We start from the raw sequence: 17,634 nt of genomic DNA on the forward strand, positions 1-17,634 counted from the left end.
GCGTTCCCTAACGAACAATACTGATACGCGCCTGCAGGCGCCGGACGCCAAACGAGGCGACGCAGGAAATCGTGAAATAGACCACCGCCGCGAACAGGTACATCTCGACCAGCCGGCCGTCGCGCTGCGCAACCTTGCTCGCAGCGCCGAGGAAATCCGGCATCGACAGCACGTAGACCAGCGAAGTGTCCTGGAACAGCACGATGGTCTGGGTCAGCAGCACCGGCAACATGTTGCGGAACGCCTGCGGCAGCACGACGTAGCGCATGGTCTGGGCGTAGGTCATGCCGAGCGCATTGGCTGCGGCAGGCTGGCCCTTGGAGATCGACTGGATGCCGGCGCGCATGATCTCGGAAAAATACGCCGCCTCGAACATGATGAAGGTGACGAGCGCGGAGGTGAAGGCGCCGACGCTGATCGGACGCGACGCGCCGGTCAGCCATTGCCCGAGATAGGGCACCAGAAAATAGAACCAGAAGATCACCAGCACCAGCGGCAGCGACCGCATGAAGTCGACGTAAAGCCCGGCGATCCGGCCGAGCACCTTGAAACCGGACAGCCGCATCAGCGCGATCAGCGTACCGAAGATGATCCCGCCGAGCGCAGAGAGCGCGGTCAGGGTCAGCGTAAACGCCATGCCGTCGAGAAACAGGTAGCCGAGCGAACGGCGGATGACGTCGAAATCGAAACTGGCGAACATGCGCTATTTCCCCGTGATGTAGCCGGGGATCGCCAGGCTGCGTTCGAGGAAGCGCATGCCGGTGACGACGACGATGTTGATCAAGAGATACATCACGGTCGCGGCGGTGAAAGCCTCGAACACCTGGAACGAGAATTCCTGCATCGATCGCGCCTGGCCGGTCAGCTCGATCAGGCCGATGGTGATCGCGACCGCCGTGTTCTTGATGGTGTTGAGGAACTCCGAGGTCAGCGGCGGCATGATGATTCGAAATGCAATCGGCAGCAATACGTAGCGATAACCTTGAAACGTCGTCAGCCCGAGCGCAGTCGCGGCCTGTTTTTGTCCGCGCGGCAGCGAGGCGATGCCGGCGGCCAGTTGCACGGCGACGCGCGCCGACATGAACAGGCCGACCCCGATCGCCGCGGTATAGAACGGCGCGTTAGGCATCTGCTTCAGCCACAGCCCCCAGCTCCGCGGCAGCAGTTCCGGCAGCACGAAGAACCAGAGGAAAAGCTGCACCAGAAGCGGCATGTTGCGGAAGAATTCGACCCAGGCGAAGCCGATCCAGTAGGCGGTCTTCGATGGCAGCGTCCGCAACACGCCGACGATCGAGCCGAATATCAGCGCGATGATCCAGGCGAAGATCCCGGTCTGGATGGTCAGCCACAGCCCCGACAGCAGCATATCGAAATAGGTGCCGGTCCCGCCCGGGGCCGGCTCGAAGAAGATGCTCCAGTTCCAATTGTAATTCACGAAGGCCTACCGTCCGCTACGTCGCCGAAACGTGCCCATGCAATGGTTGGGCCATTGCATGGGCAGAAGCACCTGTTTGCTTATTTGTAGGCGTCCGGATCCGGCGAATCCGACGGCTTGGCGTACTGGTTCTTCAGCTCCGCGCTCATCGGCGAGTTCAGGTTCAGGCCCTTCGGCGGGATCTTCTGGGTGAACCACTTGTCGTAGATCTTCTGGCCCTCGCCGCCCTTATAGAGCGCTGATGTGGCGGCATCGACCACCTTCTTGAAGGCCGGGTCGTCCTTGCGCAGCATGATGCCGTAGGGCTCCGGCTTGGAGAACGCGTCCTTGGAGATCACATAGTCATCCGGCGCTTTCGAGCCGGCAACCAGGCTCGCCAGCAGGATGTCGTCCATCACGAACGCCACCGCGCGGTCGGTCTCGACCATCAGGAAGGCTTCGGCGTGGTCCTTGGCCGGAATGATGTTGGCGCCGAGCTTCTTTTCCGCATTGGCTTCGGTCAGCTGCTTGATGTTGGTGGTGCCCGATGTCGAAACCACCGCCTTGCCCTTCAGATCGTCGATCGAGTTGATCTTGCTCGACTTCTTCGAGACGTAGCGGCTCGCGGTCAGGAAGTGGGTATTGGTGTAGGCGATCTGCTTCTGGCGCTCGGCGTTGTTGGTGGTCGAGCCGCATTCCAGATCGATGGTGCCGTTGGCCAGCAGCGGAATCCGGGTCGACGACGTCACCGGATTGAGCTTGACCTCGAGCTTGTCGAGCTTGAGCTCCTTCTTCACGGCATCGACGATCTTGTAGCAGATGTCCATGGCGTAGCCGACCGGCTTCTGGCTGTCATCGAGATAGGAGAAGGGAATCGACGAATCCCGGAAGCCGAGCGTGATGGCCCCGGTATCCTTGATGTTCTTCAACGTTCCGGTGAGTTCCTGCGCCATCGCCGGCGTGGCGCACAACGCGCCGGCCAGCAGACAGCCGATAATATGACGGTGTTTCACGTAACTTCTCCCTCTATTGGTTTGAAATTCATCATCCACTCGATCTCGACGACCTGGAAGGTGATTTGGCCGACGATCTCGAGGCGGTCCTTTCCTGATTGCCCCCATCGTGTCCGGCACTATACCTGCATAACTCGGACCAAAACAGATTTAGCGACCGCTGGCTATTCGTCCTATCTCTAAAGGCGACCATTGACAAAGGCAGCGCCCATTTGTCACCGCCGACCGCCGTCAGCCCCTTGCGGCCGGAGGCTGCCACCGTGCTCTCGCAAAGCCAGGCGACGCCGCGGCCGGCGAGCGCCATTTCGCACAGCACGTCCGACATGTCGCTTTCGATCACCCGGGTGCCGGAAACCGGGGCATTTTCCAGGATGAGATCGACCAGGCGCGCAAAATACACGCCCGGCGAGTACATCAGAAGCGGCACCGGATGCGTCGGCCGGCCGGGCAGCGAGGCACTCCCCTTCGTCACCAGCGCCTGGCTGGCATAGGGCCGCAGGAATTCGGTGCCGAGGATCGCACGTTCATAGCGGTCCGGATCGAGATGGATCGGCTGCTGGGCGTGGTGGTAGCAGATCATCAGGTCGACATTGTTCGAGACCAGCGAGGTGACGAGGTCGTGGATATTGCCGACCACGACCGAGCAGCTCAGGCGCCGCTCCTGCGACCAGAGCTGCCACCAATGCGGCAGGCGGGAAGTCGCCATCGCAAACGGCAACGCGATCCTGATATGTTCGTGACGCCGAACCGGCTTGCCGCCAAGCTCCACCCGCGCGTCCAGCATCTGCCGCAGCAGCTCGCCGGCATGTTCGCGAAAGCGCTCGCCCTGCGGCGTCAATTGGGTCGGATAGACGCTGCGGTCGATCAGGTCGAAGCCGAGCCAGGCCTCCAGCGATTTGATCCGGCGGCTGAACGCGGCCTGCGAGGTATTTCGTCGCTCGGCCGCCCGCGTAAAGTTGCCGGTCTCGGCCACCATCAGAAAATCCTGCAGCCAGCGCAGCTCCATCACGCACCTTGCCTGGACGCGTGGCGCCGCCGCGCCGGCCTGCGGCGCCTCTCCAGGCGGCGCAAGGCAGCGAACAGCGTCGGGTGCTCGTTGCCGGTCAAGAATGTGATCCCCCATGCGCGGAACCTAGCCAATCGGCATGCGCCTTGACCAATGCAAGCTTTGCATCGCGGCGCCCGGCCGTCGCCGAAAGGTCCATCCCGATCAGTCGGCGCCCTGTCATAACCCGGCCCGCAACCCGCCCAAAACCGCCACCCATCGCTAGCGTGCTACGCCGCGGCCGATGATGCAAGTTTTGCATTATGCGACCTTCGCATCAGTGGCGGCGAGTGAACGCCCTAGTCTGGCGGTGCCCACACCATCCAGTTCGTCCCCGGTCAAGTTACGTTTCGATCGGGCGGCCGTTTCAAAAAGAGACATCGAAATGAAAATTTGCGTACTCGGCGCCGGCGTCATCGGCCTCACCACAGCATGGCGCCTCGCCGAAGCCGGACATGATGTCACCGTCGTCGACCGCAACGTTTCCACCGGAGCAGACGCCAGCGCTGCGAATGGCGGCCAGCTCAGCTACGCCTTCGTGGCGCCGCTGGCCTCGCCGGCGCTGCTGATGAAGCTTCCATCGCTATTGATGTCGAAGGGTTCGCCCATTCGCATTCGGCCCGGCCTGGACCCTGCTTTGGTGGCATGGGGCGCGCGTTTCCTGCTGGCCTGCCGCTCGAACGCCGTGCAAGAGACCATTGGCGCCCAACTTGCGCTCGCCGCCTTGAGCCGGAGCGAGTTGGCGCAGCTGTCCGAGGCCCTTGGGCTCGCGTTCGGATTGAGGACCGCGGGCAAGCTCGTCGTATTCCGGACAGGCAAGGAATTCGACACGGCGCGAGGCGCAATCGCCAGGATGGGCACGAGTGATGATCAGCAACAGGTCCTGACACCTGCCGAGTGCCTGGCGCTGGAGCCTGGGCTCAAACTCGACGTGCGCGATCTCGCGGGCGGGGTCTACACGGCCTCCGAGCAGGTCGGCGATTGTGCGGCATTCTGCGCCGCACTCACGGCCCGCATGAAGCAGCGCAGCAACATCGAATGGCTGCTGGGCGCGCCGGTGGTTGGGCCGGTCAGGTCCGGCGGCCGCCTCTGCGCGGTCGAGACCACGAAAGGGCGTGTGCAGGCGGACCGCTTTGTGCTGTGCATGGGCGCGGCATCGCGTGCCTTTGCGCGCGCTTGCGGATTCTATCTGCCGATCTATCCGGTCAAAGGATACAGCATCACCCTGACACCGCCTGACGGTACCCACGCGCTGCGCCACAGCGTCACCGATATGGAACGCAAGCTGGTGTTCGCGCCGCTCACGTCCGGCGAAAGGACGACGATAAGGGTCGCGGGCATCGCCGACCTCGAGAGTGATGATGCCAGGATCGATGTCGGGCGCATCGACACGCTGCGCCGCGCTTCAGCCGAGTTGCTCGGTATCAATGCTACCGGTGACGTCCAGCCCTGGTGTGGGCTGCGCCCGATGACGCCCGACAGCCGGCCGATCATCGGCTGGTCGCCGCTTGATGGCCTGTTCATCAATTCAGGCCACGGCATGCTCGGTTGGACGCTTGCCTGCGGCAGCGCGCGGCTGACGGCGGATTTGATTGATCGCAAGCGGCCGGCGATCGAAGGCGGACCCTTCGCCTTGCACCGCGCGGCTTGAAGCGGCAACGGCTGCTAGCCGGTGACTTTAGCCGACGCGACGATCTGGGCCAGCACCGGCGCAATGTAGCGACGAAACTGTTCGGGATTCTCGCTCATCGGAAAATGGCCGAGCTGCTCCATGATGGTGACATGGGCACCCCTGATCGCCGCCGCCGTGCGCTTGGTGTCTTCCGGCGTGCAGGAGAAGTCATATTCGCCGGTGAGCAGAAACAGCGGGCAGACATCAGTGTCGATGTTCTCGACCCGGCCGCGCAGATCGCCGTCGACCCGATAAAAATAGAGATCGCCCTTGAAGACGCCGGGTCCGCCCTGCTTGTACCCCCACAGCGTCTCGGTCCGCGCCGCTTGCGGGCCCTGCGGCGCAATCAGACCCGACACCAGCGCCGCGCAGACTTCGCCGCCATGGACGTCGGGGCGGTTGAGCCATGTGGTATCGTACCACGGCGCCTGGAAATCAGCCGCTTCCAGGCCAATCAACGCCCGGAATTCGGCGGCGTGATCGATCGCCAGATTGAGCACGATGCGGCCGCCGATCGAGCAGCCCATCACCACCGGCTTGTCGAGCTTCAGCGCCTTGCAGAAGGCGCGGATGGTTTCGGTGTAGCGCGCCGTGGTGAGCTGATATTCGTCGCCGTTCCAGCTGGCCGGCGGATTGGATTTGCCGTGCCAGGGCATGTCGAACGCGATGATCCGAAAATGCTTCGCGAACTCCGCGTCGGCCAGCAGATGCCGCCATTGCCGCGCATCGGAACCCGCGGTGTGCAGGCACACCAGCGGAATGCCGGTGCCGTTTTCCTCGAAATAGATGCGATGCATTTCGGCGCCGATGTCGACATGGACATAGCGGCCGATCATCGGCTCGACATAGCCGCTCATGATGCCGCTACCGCGAAATGCTGCCGCGGTAACGCCAGCACATCCTTGAAATATTGCAGATGCGTCATGAAGGGATGCAGATCGCCCTCGATAGCGGCCTCGCCGCGCTTGGTCAGGGCGAGCAGATCATGCCAGCCCGGCCGCGGCGCGGGCTGCCAGTACGCCGCCCAGGCGGCCGGCGAAGCGCGATAGGCAAACCGCCAGGAGCGCATCAGCACCGGCGCCGATGTCAAATCGACGATACGGCCGGCACGGATCGAGGCGTGAAGAGGATGGCCGGTCGGTCCGAGCAGACACTCGCAGTCGAGAAACCGGCCGCGAACGATCAGCTCCGGCGCCTGTTCGAGCAGCGCGGGGATTGTCGCGAATGCTTTGAGGACCGCATTGTCGGTCGCGTTCGAAGCTGAACTCATGCGCTCCAGGGGGTTTTCGGCAATAACGGCATCGGGAGAACGGAACCCTGCCGTCATATCGTGATATGATGGCCCGAACGTTCCATGGTCGCAAGGTTGGCGGCACGGCGTTGACGCCGTGCAACCATGCTTGCCGCACACGTGCGACCCGGTAAATTCCGTATCTCGGGATGCCGCGGCAGACCAATTGTCGCAGATGTCAATTCCAGCCAATTGCTGAGCCGATTGCATAGGTTAGCGCGGTCAATGCGCTTTTCTTCGCCTGCGTTTTCAGAGAAGATTGAAGGCATCAAAGAGCAACAAAGCGGCCTCGCTTCCAACGGGGCCGCAAGGGAGAGTTTGAGATGTCGAGACCAAGCCGTTTGATGTTCGCTGTCGCCGCCGTCGGCATGCTGATTTCCGCCGCCGCCGGCGCGCAGGAATATCCCACCAAGCCGATCACCCTGATCGTGCCGTGGCCCGCGGGCGGATCGACCGACCTTACGATGCGCGCAATCGCCGAAAGCGCCTCCAAGATTCTCGGCCAGCCGATCGCGATCGACAACAAGGCGGGCGGCGGCGGCACCGTCGGTCCGGCCACCATGGCGGCCGGAGCCAAGCCCGATGGCTACACCATCGCGCAGCTACCGATCACCGTGTTCCGCCTGCCGCTGATGCAGGAAGTATCCTGGGATCCGTCCAAGGATTTCTCCTACATCATCCACCTCACCGGTTATACCTTCGGTGTCACCACCAATGCCGAGTCGCAGTTCAAGACCTGGAAGGACGTCGTCGACTTCGCCAAACAGAATCCCGGCAAGGTGACCTACGCGACCCCGGGCGCCGGAACCTCGCTGCATATAGGCATGGAACAGATCGCGACGCTCGCCGGCATCAAGCTGACGCAGGTGCCGTTCAAGGGCGGCGCGGAGACCAACGCCGCCGTGCTTGGCCAGCACACCATGCTGCAGGCGGATTCGACCGGATGGCGTCCGCTGGTCGACGCCGGCAAGTTGCGGCTGCTGATGGTGTGGACCTCGGCGCGCTCGCCGAATTTTCCCAACGTGCCGACGCTGAAGGAACTCGGCTATCCCATGGTCTATGACTCGCCGTTCGGCATCGCCGGACCGAAGGGCATGGACCCGAAGATCGTCGCCAAGCTGCACGACGCCTTCAAGAAGGCCCTCGAGGACCCGGCCGTGATCGCAACGCTCGCGAAATACGACATGGTGCCGAATTACAAGAATACCGAGGACTACAAGAAGTTCGTCGTCGAGGTCACCAATTCCGAACGCAAGGTGATCGACTCGCTCGGGCTGGCGAAGAAGTAGCATAGACCATCCTCGTGTCCGGACGCGGTGCGGCGCAAAGCGCTGCTCCGCAGAGCCGGGACCCACAACACAGCAAGACCGACCTCGGCTCTGCAGCGCCGTCGCCATAGCGTGTGGAAACCACACGTAAACGCGCTTATGGTGCTGCGCAGTCCGGGGAACGGCTGAGAGAACAATCCATGAGCAATAACAGCAACGTCAAATTCCGCTTCAACAATTCCGAATTGTGGGGTGGATTGATCGGGCTCGGGCTCGGCCTTTTCGTCATCCGGTCCGGGCTCAAGCTGAAACTGGGCACCATCAACGATCCCGGCTCCGGCTACGTGCTGTTCTACACCGGCATCCTGATGTGCCTGTTCGCGGCATCGATCATCATTGCGTCGCTCACCGAGGGCGGACCGACATTCGGTTCGCGCTGGGAGAATGCGCGCTGGACCAAACCGTTGATCGTCATCGCCTCCCTCACCGCATTCGCCTTCTCGCTCGATACGTTCGGCTTTCTGCTGTCGTCGATCCCGTTGATGGTGCTGCTGTTGCGGCTGATCGATCCGGTGCGCTGGTCGCTGGCGATCCCGATCGCCGTCATCGCCCCGCTCGGCATGTGGTGGATTCTGAAACGTTTGCTTTTGATCCAGCTGCCTTCGGGCATCTTCGAAATCGGTTGACCGCGACATGGACACGATCATCAACGTCGCGCACGGTTTCGGCATCGCTCTGTTGCCGGTCAACCTGGTCTATTGCTTCATCGGCGTCTTCATCGGCACGCTGGTCGGCGTGCTCCCCGGCATCGGGCCGATCTCGGCCATGTCGCTGTTGCTGCCGGTCACGCTGTCGGGAACGCCGGAATCCGGCATCATCATGATGGCCGGCATCTATTACGGCTCGATGTATGGCGGCTCGACCACGTCGATCCTGGTCAACATCCCCGGGGAAGCGGCTTCCGTCGTCACCTGCATCGACGGCCACCAGATGGCGAAACAAGGCCGCGCCGGGCCGGCGCTCGGCATCTCCGCGTTCGGCTCCTTCATCGCCGGTACCTTCGCGCTGATCGCCTTGATGCTGGTGGCGCCGTCCCTGGCCAGCGTCGCGATCGCGTTCGGGCCGGCTGACTATTTCAGCCTGATGGCGCTGGGCCTCGTGGTGCTGACCTTCCTCACGCAGGGATCGATGGCGAAGGCGCTGCTGATGGCCTGCATCGGCATCGTGCTTGGCCTGATCGGGCTGGACAGCATCACGGCGCAGCCGCGCCTGACCTTCGGCCGGATTGAATTGATCGACGGCATCGGCCTCGTCCCCGTGGTGATGGGCCTGTTCGGCGTCGCCGAGGTGCTGCTCAATACCGAGCACATCATCAAGCGCGACATCATCAACGCCAAGATCACGCAGCTGTTTCCGAGCAAGGAAGACTGGAAGGCCAGCACCGGGCCGGTCGCACGCGGAACCGTTCTTGGATTCTTCCTCGGCATCCTGCCGGGCGGCGGCGCCGTGATCTCGTCATTCGCGTCCTACGCGCTGGAGAAGCGGCTGTCGAAAACGCCGGAGCGTTTTGGCAATGGCGCGATCGAAGGCGTGGCGGGACCCGAAGCCGCCAACAACGCCGCGGCCGGCGGCGCCTTCATTCCGCTGATGACGCTGGGCATCCCGCCAAACGTGGTGATGGCGCTATTGTTGGGGGCGTTCGTGATTCACGGCCTGCAGCCCGGACCGCTGCTGATCACGCAGAACCCGGGTCTGTTCTGGGGCATCGTCGCCAGCATGTATATCGGCAATTTGATGCTGCTGGTGCTCAATCTGCCGCTGATCGGGATGTGGGTTCAGCTGCTGAAGCTGCCGTACAACATCCTGTTTCCGCTGATCGTCCTGTTCACGATCATCGGCGTCTATTGCTCCAGCAACAACGTGTTCGACGTCTACGTCATGATCGCGTTCGGCGTGATCGGCTATTTCATGCGCAAGCTCGGCTACGAGCCGGCACCGCTGGTGCTGGCCTTCGTGCTCGGACCGATGCTGGAGAACAACCTGCGCAAATCGTTGATCCTTTCCCAGGGCGACCTGATGACCTTCGTGACACGGCCGATCTCGGCTACCTGCCTGGCGCTCGCGGTAGTGCTGCTGGTCGGACCGCTGTTGCCCTCGCTGCGCAAGAAGCGCGAGCTGGTCGCGCTCGATGAAGGGGTTTGATCCCTAGCTCGGCTTGATCACCTTCAGCGCACCCGGTTTCACCGGCTGCGCCATTGCCCGTGTCAGGATCAGCGCTTCCTTCTTCAGCATCTCCGCAAGCTCGGTTTCGCGCCGCCTGATCCGGTCGCTGGAGGCGCCGACGCTCAGCGCGGCAATCACCTGCCCGGCATCGTCGCGGATCGGGACGCCGACCCCGCCCATGCCGGGAAGGGCAACGTCGATCTGCACGGTATGGCCATGCTTGCGGGCAGCTATGATCCGCTCGCGCAGATATTTCGACGTGATGCGCGGCGATTTCGCCAGCCGCGGCATGATGACTTCGATGATGGCGTCGATCTCGGCGTCCGGCAGCCACACCATCAGCGCAAGGCTGCCGGCGCCGACGCCGAGCGGCCGGCGGCTGCCGATCTGCAGGTAATTGGGCTGCAAAGGATGGCTGCCGACGGAACGCGCCAGATACAGCGCCTCGACGCCGCTGCGCACCGACAACAGCGCGGTATCGGCGGATCGCTCCGAAAGCCGCAGCAGGCTCGGCTGCGCCAGTTCGGCGATGTCGACGGTGCGGCGCGCGCTGACCGCCATCACCCGCGCCTCCTGGCCGAGCTCGTAGGTTTTTGCGCCGGTCACGCGGGTGACGAAGCCCTCCTCGATCAGCGAGCCGAGGATGCGCAGCGCCGTCGCCTTGTTCAGCGAGGTGGAGTCGGCGATCTCGGTGAGCCGCAGCGGCGAGTTCTGCGCCAGCACGCGCAGGATCGCGCAGACCTTTTGGATGGCGTTGAAGTTGGCCGGCTGCCCGGCGACGGACAGCGCTGGCTTCTTCTTAGGTGACGTCGCGTTCATGCCGCCCTTCCCCGCATCGCGCTTCCCCCGATCCTAGAGAGCGCGGCGCGCGGGCGACAGAGCAATATTTCGCCTGACGATACGCAGAGCTAAATTTTTATAGCATGAAACGGCGTTTTCGCGCCGCAGCATCGTTCTTATTCCGTCACACGAACCATTAACGGCATCACGGTTTACGCGGCACCTCGCCGAGATCCCAGAACAGGCCCGCCATGATGGCCAGCGCTTCCTCGGTGACCGGCAGCAGGATGTGTTCATCCGGCGCGTGCTGCGAGCAGCCGGGATAGGAATGCGGAATCCAGATCGTCGGCAGGCCGAGCCCTTCGGCAAAGACGCCGTTGGGCAGCGAACCGCCGATATTCGGCAGGATCGCCGGCGCCTTTCCGGTGGTCTGCCGGATCGAGTTCGCCGCCCAGTTGACCCAGGGGCTGTCCAAATCGGTACGCGACGCGCCAAACCTCTGCTGCCCGCTGACATCAACCATCGCAAAGCCATTGGCGTGCAGATAGGTCCTGACAGCGTCGACCACCTTTTCGTATTCGGTGCCGACCACGAAGCGAAGCTGCAGCACGGCGCGAGCCACGCCTGGAATCGCGTTCGCCGGCTCATCGATATTGCCCGATGACATCGCCAGCACTTCCAGCGTGTTCCAGGCATAGACGCGTTCGGCGGCGGAGAGGCCATCCTCGCCCCAATTCTCGGAGACCTGCGGCTCATCCGCCATCGGCTCGACCTCGACATCGGCCAGTGCCGCGCGGATCTGGTTCGTGATGCGCGGCGGCTTCATGATGTCGAGTTTCATCCGCCCCCGGTGATCGACCAGCGCGGCGATCGCGTTGGCCAGGATGGTCGCGGGGTTGGCAAGCAGGCCGCCCCAATTGCCGGAGTGATTGCCGCCTTCACGCAGGTTGACGTCGAGATGGATGCGCACGCCGCCGCGGCAGCCGAGGAAGATGGTGGGACGATCCGCCGACAGCCGTGGGCCGTCGGATGCGAGCAACAAGTCGGCCTTGAGTTCCTGCTGCAGCGCCTCGCAGACCTCAGCCAGGTCCGGCGAGCCGATCTCCTCGCTGGTCTCGATGATGAACTTGGCATTGAAGCCGAGCTTGCCGTCGCGGGCTTCGCGGACGGCGCGCAACGCCGCCATGTTGATGCTGTGCTGCCCCTTGTTGTCGGCGGTGCCGCGGCCGTAGACGCGATCGCCCTTGGTCGTGGTTTGCCACGGATTGAGGTTGTCGCGCCATTCACCGACCATGCCACCCACAACGTCGCCATGACCGTAGGAGAGAACCGTCAACAATGACGGATCCTCGCGATAGTCCGCCAGCAGATACGGGCCCTTGCCGAGCGGCGACTCGATCAGCCGGGTCGAGAACCCGAGCTCTTCAAAGGCAGGCTGCAGTCCTTCCACCAGATAGGCGCGCAAGGGATCGCCCGGCAGCGGCTCCTGGCTCTGCGTAGGGAAACCGACCCGGCGGTTGAGCTCGGCGAGGAATTCGCCCGAATGAAACTGCTGACGGACATTTTCAATCGCGTCGGCTCTCGTCGTCATGCTGTTTCCTTTTGCGTTCGCGAACGTATCACTGGTTAGTGTAGTTAGACAACTCATCTACTGGAAGTAGTATCAGTCGGGGCGAATAAGGCCTTGCTAAGCCTCATGCAATGCAACAATTTCCGCCAGCAGCCCGGCATCCGACCGGGCGGCGTATCCGGGAATAGCCAAGGTTCCACCACCATGAAAAAACAGATCCGGCTCAACGCCTTTGCCATGAACTGCGTGGCGCATCAATCGCCCGGGCTGTGGACCCATCCGCGCGACCGTACCCTTGACTATAACCGACTGCCCTATTGGCTGGATCTCGCCAGGACGCTGGAACGCGGGCGTTTCGACGGCTTGTTTCTCGCCGACGTGCTCGGCGTCTATGACGTGTTCGGCTCCAGCCCCGACGCGGCGCTGCGCAACGGCGCGCAGACCCCCTCGAATGAACCGCTGATGCTGATTCCCGCGATGGCGGCGGTGACGAAGCATCTCGGCTTCGGCGTCACCAGCAATCTGTCGTTCGAGCCGCCCTATCCGTTCGCGCGGCGGATGTCGACGCTCGATCACCTTACCGAGGGACGGCTCGGCTGGAACGTGGTGACCGGCTATCTCGACAGCGCCGCGCGCGGCGCCGGCAAGGACAAGCAGACCGCGCACGACGACCGCTACGAGATCGCCGATGAATATATGGAGCTGGTCTACAAGCTCTGGGAAGGCAGCTGGGAGGACGCCGCCGTGCTGCGCGATCGCGCGCGCGGCGTCTTCGCGGACCCGGCGAAGGTGCACCCCATCGCGCATGAGGGCAGTCATTACCGGCTCAATGCGATTCATCTGAGCGAGCCGTCGCCGCAGCGCACGCCGGTGCTGTACCAGGCCGGCACCTCGCCGCGCGGCCGGCAGTTCGCCGCCCGGCACGCCGAATGCGTGTTCATGTCGGGCCCGTCGGCCAAGATCATCGGTCCGCGCGTCGCGGCGATCCGTGACCTGGCACGCGAGATCGGGCGCAACCCGGCCGAGATCCTGATGTTCAGCATGATGACGATCATCCTCGGGCGCACCGAGGCGGAGGCGAAGGCGAAATACGCCGACTATCGCAAGCACATCAATCCCGAGGGCGCGCTGGCGCTGATGTCGGGCTGGACCGGCGTCGATTTCTCCGGCTACGACCTCGACCAGCAGGTCCGCCACGTCCAGAACGACGCCGGCCGCACCGCGCTCGACAACGTCACCCGCGCCGATCCGGATCGGGTCTGGACCGTGCGCGAAGTCATCGAACATGTCGGCATCGGCGGCGCCGGGCCCGTCGTGGTCGGCACGCCCGAGAAGGTCGCCGACGATATCGAGGCCTGGTTCGAGCAGACCGACGTCGACGGCCTCAACGTCGCCTTCGCGACCTCGCCCGGCGATTTCGAGGACATCGCCGACATGCTGGTGCCCGAACTGACCCGTCGCGGGCGATACAAGAGCGCGTATGCCGAGGGCACGCTGCGCGAGAAGCTGTTCGGCAAGGGCCGCGCGCGGCTGACGGCGCAGCATCCGGCGAGCCAGTATCGGCCGGGTGCGCGGGTGAAGGCGGCGGAATGACAACGCTGCTACTTCCGTCATCCCCGCGCAACGGCTTCGCCGTTGTCGCTGGAGGTGCGAACCCTGCGGTGCACTTGCACCGCTGGGCGAGCCTCGAGGGATGAATCGGCCACAGCCGGGCCGTCGTGCTTCGAGGCGCGCAAGAGCGCGCACCTCAGCATGACGGGGATAGTTTGCATTACCTCTCAATTCACCGAATTGCTCACCACCACCTCGATCAGCTTGGTGCCGGGCCGACCAATAGCTGACGACAGCACCGACTTCAGTTGCCCTGGATCGGTGACACGCATAGCTTCGAGCCCGAGTGATTTGGCGACGCCGGTGAAATCGACCGGCGGATCGACGAAGTCCATGCCGACATAATGATCGTCGCCGTGGAAGGCGAGCAGACGCTGCTTGATGATGCGATAGCCGCCATTGTTGACGATCACGAAGGTCAGCGGCAGCTTGTGGTTCGCGGCGGTCCACAGCGACTGGATCGAATACATCGAGCTGCCGTCGCCGGAATAGCACACCACCGGGCGCTCGGGATTGGCAAGGCTGACGCCGACGGAAGCCGGCAGGCCCCAGCCGATGCCGCCCGAGGCCAGCGCGTGATAGCCGTAGCGGTCGCGGTGCGGCCGCAATGCCAGGATCTGCCGCGACGACGTCAATCCTTCATCGACCAGGATCGCATTGTCGGGCATCGCCTCGACCACTTGCAGCGCCAGCCAGTCCGGATCGATCGGCGATTTGGTGCTGGCCTTCGATATCTGCTCGATCAGCGGTTTGCGCTTTGCGGTCCAGTTCTTTGAGGCCAGCGCGGCCACGCCCTGCTTGGCGCGCGTTTCGAGCGCGCCGCCGCCGGCCGCCTTCAGCGCCGGCACCAACGCGCGCAGGGTTTCCTTCACGTCGGCCTTGAGCGCGATCTCGGCGCCGTAATTCTTGGCGAGATCCCAGTCGACCAGACCGATCTGCACGATGCCGAGCCCGTCGGGCAGCGGATCGACTTCGCTGTAGACCGACATCCGCAACGGATCGGCGCCGAGCACGATCATCAGATCGTAAGGCGACAGCACTTCGCGAACCTGCTTCTGCAGGCGCGACAGCGCGCCCATGAAGCACGGACTTTCCGACAGGAAGTGCGCGCCGTAGGGCGTCGAACATTGATAGGCCGGCGCGCCGATCGCTTCCGCGAACTGCGCGGCTTCCTTCAACGCGTCGCTCTTGACGATCTCGTCGCCGGTAATGATCACCGGCCGCTCCGCTTTGAGGATGCGCGCGACCAACGCCCCGAGCGCTTCGTCCGATGGTTTGACGCGGGTATCGACGCGGGTGGAGCGGCCGAGCTCGATGCCGGCTTCGGCGTTGAGGATGTCGCCCGGCAGCGAGATGAACACCGGCCCGGTCGGCGGCGTGGTTGCGATCTTGGCGGCGCGGCGCACGATCCGCGGCAGATCCTCCAGCCGCGTCACCTCGACGGCCCATTTCACCAGCGGCTCCGCCATCTGCACCAGCGGGCCATACAGCACCGGCTCCATCAGCCCGTGGCCCTGCTCCTGCTGGCCCGCAGTCAGGATCATCGGCGTGCCGGTGAAGGCCGCGTTGAACAGCGAGCCCATCGCATTGCCGAGCCCGGGCGCGACGTGGACGTTGCAGGCGACGAGCTTGCCCGAGGCGCGGCTGTAACCGTCGGCGATCGCGACCACCAGGCTCTCCTGCATCGCCATCACATAGGTGAGGTCAGGACGATCCTTCAGGGCGTGCATGATCGGCAGTTCGGTGGTGCCGGGGTTGCCGAACAGATGCGTGACGCCCTCGTCCTTCAGCAGCGCGAGAAAGGCCGAGCGCCCGGTAATGCGATTTTTCATACTTCCTCCTGCCCGAGGTTCGTTGACCTCTCGGGATCAGGCCATCATGACGATCGGCAATGGTGAGATCAAATGGAGCGCGGTCATGGCTGCCCTGCGTGATCAGGCATGAAGCTGGTTATGGCTAGAACATCCCCTCGCGATCACTGCGCTTCTTCTTTTTCGAGCGCTGCCAGACCACGCCGGGATAACCTTTCAGCGGCACCAGCGGTTCGCCGGTATAAGCCCATTCCTGCAGCTCCTCGATCGCGATGTGGTAGAGCGGCTGGCGGCCGGTGCGGCCGGTGAACAGCGCGCGCGGAATGTTGACCATGTGCGGCGAACGCGGGCGCTCGTAGGCGATCGGCGTGCCGCAGCTGCTGCAGAAGCTGCGCGCGGTCTTGGTCGCGTTGTCTTCATAGCGCGTGATGGAGGTCTTGCCCTTGGTGATGCGGAAGCGCTTGCGCCAGCTTCCGACATAGGTCGCGTAGGCCGCGCCGTGGGCGCGGCGGCTCGACGGCGTATGATCGTGCCAGGCCCAGCGCGCCGGCACGTCGATTTCGAAGCAGACTTTGCCGCAGAGGCATTGGCCGGCGGCGGGTTTTCCCACCGCCACCGGTTTTGCCTTTTTCTTTTCGGTTTCTTCGAGCTCGGGAAACATGCTCGGTCCTCACGTTTCGTCATTGCGAGCAAAGCGAAGCAATCCATTCTTTCGTTACGTTGTGAGATGGATTGCTTCGCTTCGCTCGCAATGACGGTGGAGTGCTATGCCTGCGCCAACTCGTCGTGTGCGGGGTAGTCGGTGTAGCCGGCGACGTCGCCGCCATAGAAGGTCGCGCGGTTATAGGGCGTCAGCGGGAAGCCGCGTTGCAGGCGGCGCGGCAGGTCCGGATTGGAGATGAAGATCCGTCCGAACGCGATCGCATCGGCATGGCCGGCCGCGATCGCGGCGTCAGCGGTCTCGCCGGTGAAGCCGCCGGCCGTGATCAGCACGCCTTTCCAAATGGGGCGGAACAGCACCATCGCCGACGGCACGTTCTGATGGTTGACCTCGGCGCGGCCGGCGCCGCTGGAGCGCGGTTCGATGAAATGCAGATAGGCAAGCCCGAACGGATTGAGCGATTGCACGACATGGCTATAGAGCGGCATCGGGTCCGGCTCGCCGCTGCCATTGGCGATACCGTACGGCGACAGCCGCAGGCCGACGCGGCTCGCGCCCCAGACCTCGACCACGGCCTCTGTCACTTCCATCAGAAAGCGCGTGCGGTTTACGATGGAGCCGCCATATTGATCGGTGCGCAGATTGGTGTGCGACTGCAGGAACTGCTCGATCAGATAGCCGTTGGCACCGTGGATCTCGACGCCGTCGAAGCCGGCGGCAAGCGCATTCTTCGCCGCCTGCCGGTAGGCATCGACCACGCCAGGGATTTCGGATGTCTCGAGCGCGCGCGGCGTCTCGTAGGTCACGGCTTTGCCGTCGGCCGTCCCGGTCTTCAGATCGGGCGGGATTGCAACCGCCGAGGGTGCCACCGGCAGCACGCCGCCGGGCTGGAACGAGGAATGCGAAACGCGGCCGACATGCCAGAGCTGCAGGAAGATCACGCCGCCCTTGGCGTGAACGGCATCGACGACCTTTCGCCAACCCGCGATCTGCTGCTCGTTATAAATTCCGGGGACGCCGGGGCTGCCAAAACCCGTCGCCATGACCGGCGAGGCTTCGGCAATCAGCAATCCGCCCGGCGTCGCGCGCTGGGCGTAATATTCCGCGTTCAGCGGCCGCGGCGCGAGGCTGGGCTTTTCCGCCCGCATCCGCGTCAGCGGCGCCAGCGCGAGACGATGTTTGAGCTGGTAGGGACCGATCTGCAGCGGAGAAAACAATGATGGATGATTCATGCCGGTGGGGAACTCCAAAGTATCCGTATTCATACGAGTATGT

16 protein-coding genes are annotated in these 17,634 nt (G+C 63.6%); 5 read left to right on the top strand and 11 right to left on the bottom strand.

Going from position 1 to position 17,634, the window contains the following annotated elements:
• Positions 1-7: 7 nt before the first annotated feature.
• The 4 genes from JQ558_RS05620 to JQ558_RS05635 all read right to left on the bottom strand — a co-directional run bounded on the left by JQ558_RS05620 (position 8) and on the right by JQ558_RS05635 (position 3,550).
• The gene (locus JQ558_RS05620) at positions 8-700 is read right to left on the bottom strand and encodes an amino acid ABC transporter permease (protein WP_212209551.1); all 693 of its coding nucleotides are present in this window, start codon (positions 698-700) and stop codon (positions 8-10) included.
• A gap of 3 nt (positions 701-703) precedes the next feature.
• On the bottom strand, positions 704-1,435 hold the full coding sequence (locus JQ558_RS05625) for an amino acid ABC transporter permease (RefSeq protein ID WP_212209550.1): 732 nt from the start codon (positions 1,433-1,435) through the stop codon (positions 704-706).
• Between the two features lie 80 nt (positions 1,436-1,515).
• Positions 1,516-2,367, bottom strand: coding sequence for an amino acid ABC transporter substrate-binding protein (locus tag JQ558_RS05630; protein WP_212209662.1), 852 nt, complete (start codon positions 2,365-2,367; stop codon positions 1,516-1,518).
• 91 nt (positions 2,368-2,458) lie between these two features.
• The gene (locus JQ558_RS05635; protein WP_249142330.1) at positions 2,459-3,550 is read right to left on the bottom strand and encodes a LysR family transcriptional regulator; all 1,092 of its coding nucleotides are present in this window, start codon (positions 3,548-3,550) and stop codon (positions 2,459-2,461) included.
• Positions 3,551-3,857: 307 nt separating this feature from the next.
• Here JQ558_RS05635 and JQ558_RS05640 point away from each other — a divergent pair, with 307 nt between their 5' ends.
• Positions 3,858-5,123, top strand: coding sequence for a D-amino acid dehydrogenase (locus JQ558_RS05640; RefSeq protein ID WP_212292916.1), 1,266 nt, complete (start codon positions 3,858-3,860; stop codon positions 5,121-5,123).
• A gap of 14 nt (positions 5,124-5,137) precedes the next feature.
• Here JQ558_RS05640 and JQ558_RS05645 read toward each other — a convergent pair whose 3' ends face one another.
• Together JQ558_RS05645 and JQ558_RS05650 are read right to left on the bottom strand one after the other, a co-directional pair.
• Positions 5,138-6,001 (bottom strand): alpha/beta fold hydrolase, encoded by an 864-nt coding sequence (locus tag JQ558_RS05645; protein WP_212292915.1) that lies wholly within the window; start codon positions 5,999-6,001, stop codon positions 5,138-5,140.
• Complete coding sequence (locus JQ558_RS05650; RefSeq protein WP_212209547.1) at positions 5,998-6,414, bottom strand: hypothetical protein; 417 nt, start codon at positions 6,412-6,414, stop codon at positions 5,998-6,000. Before JQ558_RS05650 ends, JQ558_RS05645 begins: the two co-directional genes overlap by 4 nt.
• Positions 6,415-6,758: 344 nt before the next feature.
• On the opposite strand from JQ558_RS05650, the gene JQ558_RS05655 reads away from it, so the two are divergent.
• From JQ558_RS05655 to JQ558_RS05665, 3 genes are all read left to right on the top strand, one after another.
• On the top strand, positions 6,759-7,724 hold the full coding sequence (locus tag JQ558_RS05655) for a tripartite tricarboxylate transporter substrate binding protein (protein WP_212209546.1): 966 nt from the start codon (positions 6,759-6,761) through the stop codon (positions 7,722-7,724).
• Between the two features lie 179 nt (positions 7,725-7,903).
• Positions 7,904-8,389: a tripartite tricarboxylate transporter TctB family protein gene (locus JQ558_RS05660; protein ID WP_212292914.1), complete on the top strand. Its 486-nt coding sequence runs from the start codon at positions 7,904-7,906 to the stop codon at positions 8,387-8,389.
• A gap of 7 nt (positions 8,390-8,396) precedes the next feature.
• Positions 8,397-9,905: a tripartite tricarboxylate transporter permease gene (locus JQ558_RS05665; protein ID WP_212292913.1), complete on the top strand. Its 1,509-nt coding sequence runs from the start codon at positions 8,397-8,399 to the stop codon at positions 9,903-9,905.
• Between the two features lie 3 nt (positions 9,906-9,908).
• Here JQ558_RS05665 and JQ558_RS05670 read toward each other — a convergent pair whose 3' ends face one another.
• Complete coding sequence (locus JQ558_RS05670; RefSeq protein ID WP_212292912.1) at positions 9,909-10,745, bottom strand: IclR family transcriptional regulator; 837 nt, start codon at positions 10,743-10,745, stop codon at positions 9,909-9,911.
• 166 nt (positions 10,746-10,911) lie between these two features.
• Positions 10,912-12,297 (bottom strand): M20 family metallopeptidase, encoded by a 1,386-nt coding sequence (locus tag JQ558_RS05675; protein WP_212292911.1) that lies wholly within the window; start codon positions 12,295-12,297, stop codon positions 10,912-10,914.
• A 183-nt stretch (positions 12,298-12,480) separates the two neighbouring features.
• On the opposite strand from JQ558_RS05675, the gene JQ558_RS05680 reads away from it, so the two are divergent.
• Positions 12,481-13,869: an LLM class flavin-dependent oxidoreductase gene (locus tag JQ558_RS05680; protein WP_212292910.1), complete on the top strand. Its 1,389-nt coding sequence runs from the start codon at positions 12,481-12,483 to the stop codon at positions 13,867-13,869.
• A gap of 185 nt (positions 13,870-14,054) precedes the next feature.
• Here the strand turns inward: JQ558_RS05680 and JQ558_RS05685 are convergent, their stop codons facing one another.
• The 3 genes from JQ558_RS05685 to JQ558_RS05695 all read right to left on the bottom strand — a co-directional run bounded on the left by JQ558_RS05685 (position 14,055) and on the right by JQ558_RS05695 (position 17,591).
• The gene (locus JQ558_RS05685; protein WP_212292909.1) at positions 14,055-15,719 is read right to left on the bottom strand and encodes a thiamine pyrophosphate-binding protein; all 1,665 of its coding nucleotides are present in this window, start codon (positions 15,717-15,719) and stop codon (positions 14,055-14,057) included.
• Positions 15,720-15,843: 124 nt separating this feature from the next.
• The gene (locus JQ558_RS05690) at positions 15,844-16,359 is read right to left on the bottom strand and encodes a GFA family protein (RefSeq protein ID WP_212292908.1); all 516 of its coding nucleotides are present in this window, start codon (positions 16,357-16,359) and stop codon (positions 15,844-15,846) included.
• Between the two features lie 104 nt (positions 16,360-16,463).
• Positions 16,464-17,591 carry an alkene reductase gene (locus JQ558_RS05695; RefSeq protein WP_212292907.1) on the bottom strand — a complete coding sequence of 376 codons (1,128 nt, stop codon included), beginning with the start codon at positions 17,589-17,591 and terminating at the stop codon, positions 16,464-16,466.
• Between the last annotated feature and the right edge of the window lie 43 nt (positions 17,592-17,634).

Source organism: Bradyrhizobium sp. AUGA SZCCT0160 (assembly GCF_018130105.1).
In the GTDB taxonomy this organism is placed as follows: domain Bacteria; phylum Pseudomonadota; class Alphaproteobacteria; order Rhizobiales; family Xanthobacteraceae; genus Bradyrhizobium.